The organism is Paraburkholderia dioscoreae, from assembly GCF_902459535.1.
Taxonomy (GTDB): Bacteria; Pseudomonadota; Gammaproteobacteria; order Burkholderiales; family Burkholderiaceae; genus Paraburkholderia; species Paraburkholderia dioscoreae.
In genome coordinates this window covers 1541076-1555146 of the sequence record NZ_LR699554.1, presented here as the reverse complement: position 1 = coordinate 1555146, position 14071 = coordinate 1541076, and the positions used below count along the sequence as shown (strand labels likewise).

11 protein-coding genes are annotated in these 14071 nt (G+C 62.6%); 1 reads left to right on the top strand and 10 read right to left on the bottom strand.

Annotated elements, in window-relative coordinates:
• Positions 1-70 precede the first annotated feature (70 nt).
• The 10 genes from PDMSB3_RS27155 to PDMSB3_RS27110 form a co-directional block, all read right to left on the bottom strand.
• A complete protein-coding gene (locus PDMSB3_RS27155; protein WP_165188323.1) occupies positions 71-928 on the bottom strand; it encodes a glycine betaine ABC transporter substrate-binding protein in 858 nt (285 codons plus the stop codon).
• Positions 929-1063: 135 nt separating this feature from the next.
• Positions 1064-2323, bottom strand: coding sequence for a hybrid-cluster NAD(P)-dependent oxidoreductase (locus tag PDMSB3_RS27150; RefSeq protein WP_035516610.1), 1260 nt, complete (start codon positions 2321-2323; stop codon positions 1064-1066).
• Positions 2324-2355: 32 nt separating this feature from the next.
• Positions 2356-3669: an aromatic ring-hydroxylating oxygenase subunit alpha gene (locus tag PDMSB3_RS27145; protein ID WP_007177113.1), complete on the bottom strand. Its 1314-nt coding sequence runs from the start codon at positions 3667-3669 to the stop codon at positions 2356-2358.
• A gap of 73 nt (positions 3670-3742) precedes the next feature.
• Entirely contained in the window at positions 3743-4519 is a 777-nt protein-coding gene (locus tag PDMSB3_RS27140) for a drug:proton antiporter (protein ID WP_007177112.1), read from the bottom strand.
• On the bottom strand, positions 4516-5688 hold the full coding sequence (locus tag PDMSB3_RS27135; protein WP_007177111.1) for an electron transfer flavoprotein subunit alpha/FixB family protein: 1173 nt from the start codon (positions 5686-5688) through the stop codon (positions 4516-4518). Before PDMSB3_RS27135 ends, PDMSB3_RS27140 begins: the two co-directional genes overlap by 4 nt.
• A gap of 4 nt (positions 5689-5692) precedes the next feature.
• Positions 5693-7606, bottom strand: coding sequence for a (Fe-S)-binding protein (locus PDMSB3_RS27130; protein ID WP_165188321.1), 1914 nt, complete (start codon positions 7604-7606; stop codon positions 5693-5695).
• A gap of 2 nt (positions 7607-7608) precedes the next feature.
• Positions 7609-9672 (bottom strand): NADH:flavin oxidoreductase, encoded by a 2064-nt coding sequence (locus PDMSB3_RS27125; RefSeq protein ID WP_165188319.1) that lies wholly within the window; start codon positions 9670-9672, stop codon positions 7609-7611.
• A gap of 73 nt (positions 9673-9745) precedes the next feature.
• Complete coding sequence (locus PDMSB3_RS27120; RefSeq protein ID WP_007177108.1) at positions 9746-10282, bottom strand: DUF5943 domain-containing protein; 537 nt, start codon at positions 10280-10282, stop codon at positions 9746-9748.
• A gap of 51 nt (positions 10283-10333) precedes the next feature.
• Positions 10334-11305: a dipeptidase gene (locus tag PDMSB3_RS27115; RefSeq protein ID WP_007177107.1), complete on the bottom strand. Its 972-nt coding sequence runs from the start codon at positions 11303-11305 to the stop codon at positions 10334-10336.
• 18 nt (positions 11306-11323) lie between these two features.
• Positions 11324-12598, bottom strand: coding sequence for a serine hydroxymethyltransferase (locus tag PDMSB3_RS27110; RefSeq protein WP_007177106.1), 1275 nt, complete (start codon positions 12596-12598; stop codon positions 11324-11326).
• A 442-nt stretch (positions 12599-13040) separates the two neighbouring features.
• Here PDMSB3_RS27110 and PDMSB3_RS27105 point away from each other — a divergent pair, with 442 nt between their 5' ends.
• The gene (locus PDMSB3_RS27105) at positions 13041-14036 is read left to right on the top strand and encodes a GlxA family transcriptional regulator (protein WP_165188317.1); all 996 of its coding nucleotides are present in this window, start codon (positions 13041-13043) and stop codon (positions 14034-14036) included.
• The last annotated feature ends 35 nt before the right edge of the window (positions 14037-14071 follow it).

Sequence of the window (14071 nt, the reverse complement as noted above, 5' to 3'; positions counted from 1 at the left end):
TTTTAGCGGCGTTTTCTTCGGAGCGTTGCCGCTTTATCGAAGCGGCAACCCATTCACAGTAACAACAGAATCACTTCACCCAGCTATCCACGCGATCACCATGCGCGCTGATCCACGCATCAGCGGCGGCAGTCGGCTTCTCACCGTTTTGCGTCGCCAGCATCACGCTGTCGATTTCGCCCGGCTTCCATTGGAATTTCTTGAGGAACGCGACGACCGGCGGCGCCTTCTTCTCGAGTTCGGGGTTCACCACGCTATCCACATGCTCTGCATCGCCGAACACCTTCTTCGGATCGTCGAGGAATTTGAGCTTGTACTTCGCGAACATCCAGTGCGGCTTCCAGCCGGTTACGATAATCGGCTTGCTCGCCGCTTCCGAACGCGCCAGTTCAGCGGTCATCGCGCTGCCCGAGCTCGGCATCAGCGTGTAGTCGAGTCCATAAGCCTTGATTGCCTCGCTGGTTTTCTGCATCACGCCGGCACCAGCGTCGATACCGACAATACGGCCGCCGAACTCGGCCTTCTTCGCCTCCAGATCGCCCACGCCCTTCACGTCGGCGTTATCCGGCACGATCAGGCCGATCTTTGCATCGTTGAAGTTCGGACCGAGGTCGACCACCTTGTCCTTGAAGTTGTTCCAGTACGCGCCGTGCGTGACCGGCAGCCACGCGGACAGCGTCGCGTCGAGGTCGCCGCGCGCCACGCCCTGCCACATCACGCCGGCCGCGACCGGCACGAGTTGCACCTGGTAGCCAAGGCGTTTTTCGATCACGCGCGCGGCCACATTCGAGGTCGCGACGCTATCGTCCCAGCCTTCCACGTAACCGATCTTGATGGTCGGCTTGGTATCAGCCGACACGCTCACGCTGCTTGCCGCCAGCGCCGCGCTCAAAGCGCTCAACACGAATATCTTTCTGATCAGTCTCATCGCCGTTCTCCCGTTTGCCGTCAAAACAACCTAATGAGCATTTAGAATCGCCAGCCAGAATTGCCGGGTAGCGTTGTTTTCCGACATCCAGTTGTCCGCAGGCGACTTCGGCCACTGGAGGCCGTGCGTCTCGTCTTACTTATCCACGACCAGATCGGTCAACGGCTTGCTGCAGCATAGCAGCACCATGCCCTGATCGATCTCACGCTGGCGAATGCCGCCGGCGTGTTTCATCGCGACTTCACCCGACACCAGCTTGACCTTGCAGGTGCCGCACATACCCTGGGTACACGACGCGGGTAGCCGTACGCCCGCTTTCTTCGCCGCCTCGAGCACGTTCTGGCCGGAGCCGCATTCGATCTCGCGATTGCTTTTCGCGAAACTCACCTTGAAGCGGGTTTCCGTTTCGCCGGCAGCGGGCGCCGGTGCGGATGCGGGCGTGAAGCCCGGCGCTTCTTCGCGCGCCTCGATAAAGCTCTCGGCAGTCACCTGTGCGCTCGCGCTCTGCAATGCGTCCGCGACATGCGCGGTAGTCAATTGCGCGGCCACTTCGCTGACCGTCTCGAACGAAAAACTTTCCTCGTGATAGTGGCTGCGATCGAAACCACCCTCGTCCAGCAATTTGCGCACCGCCTGCATGTACGGCGCGGGCCCGCAGGTGAAAATCTCGCGCTCCAGAAAGTCCGGCGCAATGAGCTTGAGCAGCGGCAACGTCAGAAAACCGGTCACACCAGGCCAGTTCGTGCGCGCACCGAGCCGTTCGCAAACAAACGCAGTGCGGAAATGCGCCTGATTCGACGCGATCAGATCGAGCTCGCGTGCGAAGATGATGTCGTCCGGTGTGCGGGCGCTATGCACGAATACGATGTCACTATCTTCACCGAGTTCATGATGCGCGCGGCTCATCGACATCAGCGGCGTGATACCCGAGCCCGCCGACAGGAATAGAAACTTGCGCGCCGGGTGGCGCGCGCAGGTGAACTCGCCCGCCGGTCCAAGCACACGAACCTCGGCGCCCGCGTGCAAATTGTCGTGCAGCCAGTTCGAAACCTTGCCGCCCGGCACGCGCTTGACCGTAATCGAGATCGTATGCGGACGCGTGGGCGGCGAAGAAATCGTATAGCAGCGATTGATCGACTCGCCGTCTATCTCCAGTTCCAGCGTGATGAACTGCCCCGGCTCGAACACGAATGCTCGTCCGGACGGTGCGCGAAAGAAAAAACTCTTTACGTCGTGCGTTTCCTGGCGAACCTGGCAGCACACCAGCGTGTCGTCGGTATCGCTGTTCCAGCGCGCCGGCAACGTCTCCCAGAAACGCGGCTGCGTGACGCGGCTGGCAGCGTGGTCTGGAGCCGGCTCGGGGCTGAGCTGAAGCGTCGCCTGATCGCGCATCATTGTTTTCTCCGACTCCTGTTGCGGCGCCGCGCTTAGCGCATGAAGGACACGACTTTCTCGCCGTGCAAAGCCGGCGCGGTATCGCCGGCGTCGTGGGTTTGGGGCGCATTGCTGTAATCCGCCATGCGGCCGATGTACCACTCGCAGAACTTCTCGACAAGGCCTTCCGTGAACGGCGAATACGGACCCGGCTCGTACGCGCTGCTCGTCGCGCCGCGTTGCGAGTATTCGACGAGCGCGCGATCCTGGTCGTTCGTTGCGCGCCACACGGCCGTGAGGTTGTCCACGTCGTAGTCGATGCCTTCACGCGCGTCCTTGTGAACGAGCCACTTGGTGCGCACCAGCGTCTTGCCTGCGGAGAGCGGAATCACCGAGAAGCTGACAATGTGGTCGCTCATGAAGTGGTGCCACGAGTTGGGTTGCGTCCAGAACGAGAGTCCGCCGAGATCGGCCCGCGCGAAACCGCCGAGCAGTTTCTTCGAGGCCACTTTCGCGTCGAGCGTCTGCGATTCGCCGTCGCGATCGAGCGGCAGGCGTTGCGTGCGAAAACCCGTGACCAGATCGGCAAGCCGTTCGATTTCCGCGGACGGCAACTGCATGGCTTCCCATTGCGCGGTGCGGCGAGCCACCGTCTCTTCGAAGGCGGCCATGCCTTCTTCGTTGGCCGGCGTGCGCTGATAGCCAAAGCCGTATTCGTACAGCGAAATGGTCAGTTCGGGATGGTTCGCGACGCAGTGATAGCATTCGCGATTGTTTTCCATCGTGAGCTTCCAGTTGCCCTCTTCGATAATGTCGATCGAGGCGGCGATCTTGCAGCTAGCCAGATCGTGCGGCAGCATGTACGGCTCCATTGCCGCGCGCACCACGGCGAAGTCGGCAGGCGGATTGTCCGCGAGGCAAATGAAAATAAGGCCCGCGAGATTCTCGACATGCACGGCCTTCAGGCTATGTTTGCAGCGGTCGAACTGTTCGCCCATGTGTTCGGCGAACATCAGATCGCCGTTCAGGTTATACGTCCAGCTGTGATACGGACAGACGATATTGCCGAGCGAGCCTTTGTCGGTATTGCACAGGCGCGCGCCGCGATGCCGGCACACGTTGTGAAACGCTCTCACCTGCATGTCGTCGTCGCGCACGATCAGGATCGAATCGTTGCCGATATCCACGGTGATGTAGTCACCCGGTTCCGGCACGTCCGGTTCCACCGCAACCTGAATCCAGTGTTGCCGGAAGATCGCCTCCATGTCGAGCGCGAAAATCTCCTCGCTCGTATAGAAAGGCGCTTCCAGCGAGTAATTTTTCTTACGGCGTTCGATCATTGCGCGAACGTCTGCCGAAACTTTCATTGTGTGCTCCGTTGCATGTCACGTCTGGCGCCGCGCCAGGCCCTCCTGGTCGCATGCTCGCCCGAACCGGAAATCAGTAATCCACGAGTTGATGCTCGCGCAAATACGCGAGAATCACTTGTGCTTTTTCGACGGAACTCCCTTCAATTACGACGCTGCCGCCGCGGCTCTCGGTCGTCGTGGCCGACAGCATGCGGGCGTGGCCGGAACGCTTCTCGGCGGCGGCAAGACGCACCGGTTTCGCGGTTGCCGGGCGGACAGTCCAGGCGAGGTCGCCGGGGTTGGCGGCGGCGCGCGTGGCGACCGGGCGGATCGTGCCTTCACGCAACCGCGCGTAGGCGTATCTGGGAGCGGCATTGGCCAGCGGATGCACGGCGATCAGCGCGGGCAGTTGCACTTCCACGCGGCGGCGCAAACCCTTCGGCATGAACTGACGGACTTCCGCGCAGCCGTCGCGCAACTTGATGTCTACAGCGGCGACGACGAGCGGAAGCTCCAGTGCGTTGGCGACGCGATACGGCAGCATGCCGGTGTCGAATGCGCCTTCAGCGCGCGTGCCGGTCAGAACGAGGTCGTAGCCGCGCAGGCGGGCCGCCAGCGGAGCGGCTGCGTCGGCCTGCAATTCAGACGTTGCGGCTATCTCAAGCACTTCGACCGAGCGCGCGCCGAGCGCCAGGTACTCCTTCAGCGCAGGATTGGACGGATTGCCCGCATGCAATACATCGAGCGTCGCGTTGTGCGTTCTGGCGAGCGCTAGCGCCATTGTCAGCGCGGCGGCATCGTTGCGACTGTAGCGCGCGATGCCGCTCACCGGATGACGGCCGACGGAAACGAGTACGGCGATCTTCATGCGAGCGCTCCTTCTGCCACAGCCGTTGAATTCAGCAGCGCCGCACCGGTTCCGCGTGCCGTGCGCGCTGCGGCCGCCGCTTCGTTGAGCGCCGCGATGGTTTCCTGTGCGTCCGCGATTACCGTCAGATTCGCGCGCCTGGCGATCGGCGCGCTGGCATCGAGGTTCACCGCGATCACATGGCGGCAATCCTTGATCCCTTGCAGATGCTGCACCGCGCCGGAAATGCCGAAAGCGATATAAACGCTCGCTTCGACGGTCTTGCCGGTCGCGCCGATCTGTTTGTCGCGGGTGAACTTGCCGTCGTCCACGGCCACGCGGCTCGCGCCGATTGCGGCGCCCAAGGTGGCCGCCAGACACTCGAACGCCGGCACGTCGCTCACGCCATTGCCCGCCGAGACGATGAAATCGGCTTCTTCTAGCGCCAGTTGCGCGGCGTCGATTTCCTCGATGCCGAGATCGCGCACCGCGCCGCCCGCCGAAACCGCTGCGCCGTCGAAGCGCCACATGACCCGTTCGCCCGCCCCGACGAACGGCAGCTTCGGATCGACCGCGTTGGGTGCGAGCAGAACGACCTCAGGCAACGCACGCACGGCGAACGCTGTATTCGCCTGAACATAGGCCGCCACATGCGCGGCGTCGATCTCGACAACGTGCGTCGCGACGCTTGCATTGGCGGCGGCTGCGTAACGGCGGCCAAGATCGCCGTCGCCGGTTGCGTTATCGGGCAGGAAAACATGCACCGGCGCGTAGGCCGCAACGCACGCGGCCAGCGCGTGCAACTCGTCGGTTGGGGCGAAGGTGCGGCGGCCGAACATCGGCAATTCGATCAGTTTGTCGGCGCCGAGCGCGGCAGCGTCGCCGCTGAATTCGCCGAATACCAACAGCACTACTTCGGTCGTTGCGTCCGCAATCAGGGCGGCGCCGGCCAACGTTTGGCGTGCGTGATCGTCCAGCGCGCCGCGGTCCGCATGCGCGGCGACCAGCATCACGCGCTGAGGCGTTGCCGTGGTGCGGCGCGGTTTGGCCTGCTCACGATGCGACGCGCCGCCGTGCGTGGCAAATTCTGGTGCAGCCGCCACACCCGTCACGCCGAGTGTGATACGCCTGAGTCCTTCCGCCGTGATCGTGAACGGACGGCGCGGATCGATTCGTTTGAGAGTGTTCATCGCGTTACTCCAGCGCCGCTGCAACCAGTTCGGCAACGTCCAGGACTTCCGGACGCGGCCCGACCACGCCTTCGAGCATCGCGGTGCAATTCGGGCAGCCCACCGCGACGATCTCCGCGCCGATTGTTTTCGCGTCGTCGATACGAATATCGGGGATTCGCCGCTTGCCCGGAATATCGGTCAAGGGCGCACCGCCGCCACCGCCGCAGCAGCGTCCGCGCATACCGTTGCGCTCCATCTCCACGACCTTGATGCCTATCGTCTTCAGCAAGCGGCGCGGTGCCTCCGTCTCACCGTTATAGCGGCCCAGATAGCACGGGTCGTGATACGTGATCTTGCGATCCGCGAAGGCCGCCACCGCGCGCGGCGTCAGCTTGCCGCTTGCGACCAGTTGCTCGATCAGCGCCGTGTGATGCTGCACCTCGTAGAAACCGCCCAGCGCGCGATATTCATTGCGCAGGCTATGCAGCACGTGCGGGTCCGCAGTGACGATCTTGCGGAACGAGTACTGCGAAAGCGTGCCGATCAGTTTGTGCGCGAGCTGCTGGAAAGTTGCTTCGTCGCCGAGACGCCGCGCCGTGTCGCCGGTATCGGTTTCCACGCCGCCCAACACCGCATAGTCGATACCCGCGCGATTCAGCACCTTCACAAGCGCGCGCAGTGTGCGCTGATAGCGCATGTCGAACGCGCCTTCGCCGGCGATCAGCAACACGTCCACGGGACGCCCCGGCTGCGCGACCTGTACTTGCAGATCCACCGCCCAGTCGTACCGCGCGCCGATGTCGTAACCGTTCGAGCTGCCCGTCTCGCGCAGATTCGCGAGCGTGATCGGCCCCTTGCCCGGCACGCTGCCCTCAACCAGCGTCTGGTTGCGACGCATATCGACAATCGCGTCCACATGCTCGATCAGCATCGGACACTCCTGCACGCAGGCGCGGCAGGTCGTGCAGGACCACAACGTGTCCGCTTCGATCAGGTTGGAAATCAACGGCTTACCCGGCGCACCGCCATGCTTGCCGACCGGAATGCCCGGTGTGGGACTGCCCGCATATTCGGCGTCGGTGCCGCCCACCATGCCGGTGACCAGATCCTGAATCAGCTTCTTCGGATTGAGCGGCTGGCCGGCTGCGAACGCGGGACAGGCCGCTTCACACTTGCCGCACTGCACGCATGCATCGAAACTGAGCAACTGGTTCCAGCGGAATTCGACCGGCTTGCCGACGCCGTATTCCTTCGCGTCGAGCAACGGCGCTTTCAATGCGGTAGGCGGTACTACGTCGTTGTCGTGGCGTTCGGCAAAGCGCTCCTGGCGCGGATGAAATGCGAGGTGCAGCAAACCCGCCAGCGCATGCTTCATCGGACCGCCGCGCGCCGCGCCGAATGTCATCGCAAACGCGCCCGCCGCGATCAGCAGCGCAACGATGACGGCGAGCGCACCGGACATCGCGGAAGCCGGCAGCGCGACGAAGAGCACGAGACCGAGCGCGAACGACCCGAGCAATAGCGGCAGATGATCCCACGGCCCGCGCGAGAGCCGCGCCGGCACGGCTTTCGCGCCGTGGCGGCGGCGCCAGACGAACACCGCGCCGACCAGCATCACGAGTGCGGCGAGAAAGATCAGCTTGTCGAGCCACGGCGAGTAGATCGCCAGACCGTAGTTGACGAACACCAGCGCCATCGCGAGAATCGCACCGCCCGCGGTCGCCACGTGCGTTTTGGCGATGTACGGATCGCGCGCCACCACATGATGCAGATCGACGAAGTAACGCTTGGGAATCGCCAGCAGATTGGTCCAGCCGTAGGCGCCCGCCGCCGTGGCGCGGCCTTCGCGCCAGTATGCCGCGCGCTTGACGAGCGCGAACGCCAGACCCGCCACCGACAACCACAGCAGGACGGTGATGACAAACACGGGGCTCATCGTCAGAAATCCTTGCAAAGGCGCAGCGCGTCGTAGATCGCGCCGTGAATGTTGTGCATGGAAATGCAGTCGCCGACGCGAAACAGCAGGAAGCGGCCATTGCCGAGTTCTTCGCTCAAAGACGGCTGCGGCTCGGACGCGAACAGCTTATGCACGTCGACCTGACCGCGATTGACCGACTCCGGCTTGAGCTTCCAGTACAACTCGTCGTTCGGCGTGCTGCCGTTTTCGATCACCACCTGATCGACCGCGCGCTCTTCCTGCTCTTCGGTGTACTCGTTGCGGAGCACGGCGATTTTCTTGCCGTCTTCTTCGTAGACCTTGTCGAGCCAGTAGTTCGGCGTATGGATCGCGCCTTGCGCATAGAGCCGGCGGTAGAAAATCGGGAACGTGGTGCCGCCTACGTCGTCGGCCACTTTCACATCCGGCGTCACGATCTCGACATTCGAACCGCGGCTCGACATGAAATCGGCCACGCCCGCGCCGGCATGCGTGCTGACGCCGTCGTACACCAGCACGTTCTTGCCCGGCTCGACCTTGCCCGACAGGACGTCCCACGAACTCACGGCGAGGCCTTCCTCGACACCCCATGCCGCGACTTGCGACGTGAACGACGATCCGCCCGTGGCGAGCACGACGATGTCCGGCTTCTCGGCCATGATGGTTTTCTCGTCGGCGGCGACACCAAGGCGCCGCTCCACGCCGAGGCGCTTCGTCTCCATGTCGAACCAGCGCACGATGCCCGCCATCTGTTCACGCTGCGGCGCTTTCGCGGCCAGCATGATCTGGCCGCCCACGTAGTCGTTCTTCTCGAACAGCACCACGTCGTGACCGCGCGACTTCGCCACACGCGCCGCTTCTAGCCCCGCCGGGCCTGCGCCGACCACGACCACCTTGCGCTTCGGCCCGCGCGTTCTGGCGATCACATGCGGCATGGTCGCTTCGCGCGAGGTCGCGGCGTTCTGCACGCACAGCACGTCGAGCCCGTTGTACTGGCGGTCGATGCAGTAATTCGCGCCTACGCACTGCTTGATTTCGTCCTCGCGGCCGTCGCGGATCTTGATGACCATATGCGGATCGGCAATCTGCGCGCGCGTCATGCCGACCAGATCGACCATGCCGCTGGCAAGCAGACGCTCGGCCTGGCCCGCGTCGCGAATGCTTTGCGCGTGCATGACCGGCAACTTCACCACCGACTTGATACCGGCCGCGAGATGCACGAACGGCTCGGGCGGCAGCGCCATCGGCGGCATGCAGTTGGCCAGCGTGTTATGTGTGTCCGCACCCGAACCGATCACACCAAGGTAATCGATCAGGCCGGTTTCGCTCATGGCCTGAGCGATCTCTTTCAGTTGTTCGTGATCGAGCCCGTCTTCATGGAACTCGTCGCCGCACATGCGCAAGCCGACGCAGAAGTCCGCGCCCACCGCTTCACGCACGGCCTTCAATACTTCCGTGCCGAAACGCAGACGGTTTTCCAGCGAGCCGCCCCATTCGTCGGTGCGGAAGTTGGTGCGCGGGCTCCAGAACTGGTCGATCAGATGCTGGTGCGCCGCCGAGATTTCGACACCGTCCATGCCCGCATCTTTCACCCGCTTTGCCGCGGCCGCGAAGTCGCTGATGATGCGGCGAATTTCCTCGACCTCGATGATCTTCGCATTGCCGCGATGCACGGGCTCCCGCACGCCGGAAGGCGACATCAGATGTGGCCAATGCTCGCCATGAAACGCCGAGCGGCGTCCCATATGCGTGGCCTGAATCATGATCTTCGCGCCATGCGTGTGCATTGCTTCGGCAAGGCGTGCGAGCGGATCGATGATCTTATCGGTCGCGAGGTTCACCGACTTCCACCAGCCTTGCGGGCTGTCGATCGACACCGGGCTCGAACCGCCGCACACGGCGAGGCCTACGCCACCCTTGGCCTTCTCTTCGTAGTAACGGATATAGCGGTCGCCGGGCAGCCCGCCCGGTTCCGCATAGACCTCCGCGTGCGCGGTGCTGACAATGCGGTTACGCAAGGTCAGCTTGTTCAGCGTGAGAGGCTTGAAAAGGTTCGGGTAACGCATCGCGATCGACCTCGGAATGGATTGCTTGTTGCGCTGTGCCGTGCGCCGTGATGGAAGCCGTTGACAGGTACGCTTACGACGCGAGCGGTGACACTTCGAATACGCAGTGGTCGTGGCCTTCAGCCGCGCATTGCGCTTCTCTCGAATGGGACGGCGGTCCCTTGCGCGAAGCGTCCGGCACGGTATCGTTGACCCAGTCCATCGCGCCCGCGAACCAGCCGGCGAACATGTAGCAAAGCTTGCCCACCTTGCCCGGTTGCGCCAGCACGAACGACGAGTGATGCAGCTCGATGCGCGCGTGCGAGCTCGACGGATCGGCTTCGGTGATCGTGAAGATGCCCCAGCCGCGTTGCGACAGACGCTTCAGGTAGTGCTCGAATACGGCCATGCCGGCAATACCGTGCTGCTTCGCTTCCTTGTCGCACCAGAAATACGCGGACTTGTAGCCGGCCTTGTAAAGAATCTCGGCATATGTATCGAGGCCGAGTGCTTCTTCCACGGCGGTGTGGTTGTTCGTGAAGAAGTGACGCGGCACGTACAGCATCGGCAGCGCGTCGGTGATCCAGACGCCGGTGTTCGCATCGACGTCGATAGGCAGTTGGGGTTGCATGTGGAGGCTCCGTTTTTATCTGTGGGATGGTTTTTTCGTTTCAGGAAGACGTCAAACCTTCCAGACTTCGCCGAACACCCGTACCCAGTTTTCGCCCATGATCTTCTTGATGCGCGTCTCGCTCCAGCCGGCACGTTCCATCGCGGCCGTCAGATTCGGAAACTCGCCGATCGTGCGGATGCCTTCCGGATTCACGACCTTGCCGAAGTTCGTCAACTGGCGATAGCGGCCCTTGTCATGCGTGATCCAGTCGAAGAACTCCGTGCTGTAGCCTTGCGTGAAGTCCGTGCCGATACCGACCTGGTCTTCACCGATCAGATTCACCACGTACTCGATCGCTTCGATATAGTCTTCGACGGTCGCGTCGGGACCGCGCTTGAGGAACGGCGCGAACATCGTCACACCAACGAATCCGCCCGCGTCCGCGATCTCCTTCAGTTGCTCGTCGCTCTTGTTGCGCGGGTGCTCCTTGAGGCCCGACGGGCAGCAATGCGAGTAGCACACGGGCTTGTTCGAAGCCGCAATCGCTTCGGAAGAAGTCTTGCCGCCCACGTGCGAGAGATCGACCATGATGCCGACACGGTTCATCTCCTGGATCACTTCGCGGCCATAGCCCGACAGGCCGCCGTCGCGTTCATAGCAGCCGGTGCCCACCAGGTTCTGCGTGTTGTAGCAAAGCTGCACCACGTTCACGCCGAGATCCTTGAACGCCTCGATATAGCCGAGGTTGTCTTCGAAAGCATGCGCATTCTGGAAGCCGAAAATAATGCCCGTCTTGTTCTCTTTCTTCGCGCGCAAGATATCGTCCGTGGTGCGCACCAGCGTGAGGATCTCGCCGTACTCGCGGATCTGCTGCTTCATCTCGGCAATGTTGTCGACGGTCTTCTGGAAACTCTCCCAGACCGAGACCGTGCAGTTCACGGCGGTGACGCCGCCCTTGCGCATGTCCTCGAACACCGAGCGCTCGAACTTCGAAATGTTCAGACCGTCGATGATGATGCTGTTGTCGTGCAAAGTGCTCATCGTTTGCTCCAGGCGTGCTTAGTAGATGGGAAAGCGTTCGCACAGCGCGAAAATCTCGCGGCGCACGCGTTGTTCTGTGGCGGCGTGGCCTTCCGGGTGGTCGCGCAATGCATCGAGCACCTCGACGATCAGCCGGCCGACTTCGCGGAATTCGCTCACGCCGAAGCCGCGCGTCGTGCCCGCAGGTGTGCCGAGGCGAATGCCGGAGGTGATCGTGGGCTTTTCGGTGTCGAACGGAATGCCATTCTTGTTGCAGGTAATGCCAGCGCGTTCCAGCGCCTGCTCGACCTGATTGCCCTTGAGGCTCTTGGGCCGCAGATCGACCAGCAGCAGATGGTTGTCCGTGCCACCTGTCACCAGATCCACGCCGCCGGCCTTCAGCACCTCGCCGAGCGCTTGCGCATTGGCGAGCACGCTGTCGATATAAGTCTTGAAACCGGGTTGCAGCGCCTCGCCGAACGCGACCGCCTTGCCGGCGATCACATGCATCAGCGGGCCGCCCTGCAAGCCGGGAAATACCGCCGAATTGATCTTCTTCGCGATGTCTTCGTCATTCGTCAGCACAAAGCCGCCGCGCGGGCCGCGCAATGTCTTGTGCGTGGTCGACGTAACCACATGCGCATGCTCGACCGGATTCTGATGGCGCCCCGCCGCGATCACGCCAGCAATATGCGCCATATCCACCATCAGTTTGGCGCCGACGCTGTCGGCAATCGCCCGCAGCCTTGGGAAATCCAGCGCACGCGGATAAGCCGAAAAGCCGGCGATCAGCAGCGCGGGCTTATGCTGTTGCGCGAGTTCCTCGATCTGCTCGTAGTCGATCAGCATCGTGTCGCGATTGACGCCGTATTGCACCGCGTTGAACCATTTGCCCGACATGGCCGGCTTCGCGCCGTGCGTGAGGTGGCCGCCCGCGTCGAGCGACATGCCGAGCACCGTGTCGCCCGGCTTGACCAGCGCGAGCATCACGGCGCCATTCGCCTGCGCGCCGGAATGCGGCTGCACGTTGGCGAACTTCGCGTTGAAGAGCTGCTTGATGCGATCGAGCGCCAGCGTTTCGATCACGTCCGCGTATTCGCAACCGCCGTAGTAACGCTTGCCCGGATAACCTTCCGCATACTTGTTGGTCAACACCGAGCCCTGCGCTTCGAGCACCGCGCGCGACACGATGTTTTCCGACGCGATCAGTTCGACTTGCGACTGCTGGCGCTCGAGCTCTTTCAAAATAGCGCCGCGCACCGCCGCATCGCGCGTGGCCAGCGATTCTTCGAAGAAAGGATTCGGGTTCGACATGGAAGGTCCGTGGAGTCGTTGACGGAAGGCCGGAAGCCGCGCCTGGGCCTCGCTTCGCCCCCGCTGCCGCCGGTCTGCATTGCGTCTATTCTTGACGCTCGACCCGCGCGTCAATTTATGAATTCAGACGCGTTCTTTGCCTTTTCCGCCATGAGCGTCCTTTTTCCACAAGTCGACGCTCGCGGCTCACCACGGATTGCAGAACCAGCGTGCTGCGCCGGCTCGCATGTTGCACTGCACCTGAACGTCGTGCGCAGTTCAGGTGCGTGGACAAATGCCGGTAGCTCCGTTCTGGTGCTGTTTGTTTAGCTATCCGACTGGAACAACACCCAACCAGGGGTTTAGCCTGATGGCACGGTAGTTGCCATAGTCCTCAGAATTAGAGAAGTCGCTGCTCCCCACGGCGACGCGAAATTACAGATTCGAAGGAATCATTCCTCCCATGTCCACCGATCGCACGGCGTCGCTGTCGCATTTCGCATTCATGCCGGTTCCCAACTTCACCATGATTGCGTTCACCAACGCGATCGAAGTCCTGCGCATGGCGAACTATCTGACGGGCCAGACGCTTTACCGCTGGTCGATCGTGAGTCCCGAGGGCGGGCCGGTCATGGCCAGCAACGGCTTGTCGGTGGATACGGGGCCGGTGGAATGCGTCGGTCGGCCGGATATCGTGTTCGTGGTCGGCGGCATCGACGTGCAGCGCGCGACCACCCCCGCGCACCTTTCCGCACTGCGCCGCTTCGCCCGCATGGGCAGCGTGCTCGGCAGCCTGTGCACCGGCACCTATGCACTGGCGCGCGCCGGTTTGCTGGCCGGTTATGCGTGCGCGATTCACTGGGAGAACATGTCGGCGCTCAAGGAAGAGTTTCCCGACACGCGCTTTCTGAAAGAACTGTTCGTGATCGATCGCGATCGTGTTACGTGCACCGGCGGCGTGGCGCCGCTCGACATGATGCTGAACCTGATCACACCGCGCGTCGGCACCGCACGCGTCACGCAGATTGCCGAGCAGTTCATCGTCGAACATGTGCGCGACACCAGCGCGCAACAGAAAATGCCGCTCGTGGCGCGGCTCGGCTCGGCCAACAAGTCGCTCTTCGAAGTGATCGCGCTGATGGAGAACAACATCGAGGAGCCGCTCTCACGCGAAGAACTCGCGCGGCTCGCCGGCATGTCGCAACGGCAATTGCAGCGCCTGTTCCGCGAACATCTGGGTATGACGCCCACGCATTACTATCTGACGCTGCGGTTGCGGCGCGCGCGCGAACTGCTGTTGCAAACCGACATGTCGATCATGCACATCACGATGGCGTGCGGCTTCCAGTCGGCCTGCCACTTCTCCAAGAGCTATCGCGACGCATTCGGCACGGCGCCGACGCGCGAACGACGCAAGCAGGCGCCGTCGCTGGCTGCGGTGCCGGTGCTGGCGGCTTGATTGCCGGTTGACCGACATCCCCGCTCGCCTTTGCT

Excerpts from the sequence above, each read along its gene's own strand:
- PDMSB3_RS27155 (WP_165188323.1), bottom strand. The coding sequence starts at position 928 with ATGAGACTGATCAGAAAGATATTCGTGTTGAGCGCTTTGAGCGCGGCG.
- PDMSB3_RS27150 (WP_035516610.1), bottom strand. The coding sequence starts at position 2,323 with ATGATGCGCGATCAGGCGACGCTTCAGCTCAGCCCCGAGCCGGCTCCA.
- PDMSB3_RS27145 (WP_007177113.1), bottom strand. The coding sequence starts at position 3,669 with ATGAAAGTTTCGGCAGACGTTCGCGCAATGATCGAACGCCGTAAGAAA.
- PDMSB3_RS27140 (WP_007177112.1), bottom strand. The coding sequence starts at position 4,519 with ATGAAGATCGCCGTACTCGTTTCCGTCGGCCGTCATCCGGTGAGCGGC.
- PDMSB3_RS27135 (WP_007177111.1), bottom strand. The coding sequence starts at position 5,688 with ATGAACACTCTCAAACGAATCGATCCGCGCCGTCCGTTCACGATCACG.
- PDMSB3_RS27130 (WP_165188321.1), bottom strand. The coding sequence starts at position 7,606 with ATGAGCCCCGTGTTTGTCATCACCGTCCTGCTGTGGTTGTCGGTGGCG.
- PDMSB3_RS27125 (WP_165188319.1), bottom strand. The coding sequence starts at position 9,672 with ATGCGTTACCCGAACCTTTTCAAGCCTCTCACGCTGAACAAGCTGACC.
- PDMSB3_RS27120 (WP_007177108.1), bottom strand. The coding sequence starts at position 10,282 with ATGCAACCCCAACTGCCTATCGACGTCGATGCGAACACCGGCGTCTGG.
- PDMSB3_RS27115 (WP_007177107.1), bottom strand. The coding sequence starts at position 11,305 with ATGAGCACTTTGCACGACAACAGCATCATCATCGACGGTCTGAACATT.
- PDMSB3_RS27110 (WP_007177106.1), bottom strand. The coding sequence starts at position 12,598 with ATGTCGAACCCGAATCCTTTCTTCGAAGAATCGCTGGCCACGCGCGAT.
- PDMSB3_RS27105 (WP_165188317.1), top strand. The coding sequence starts at position 13,041 with ATGTCCACCGATCGCACGGCGTCGCTGTCGCATTTCGCATTCATGCCG.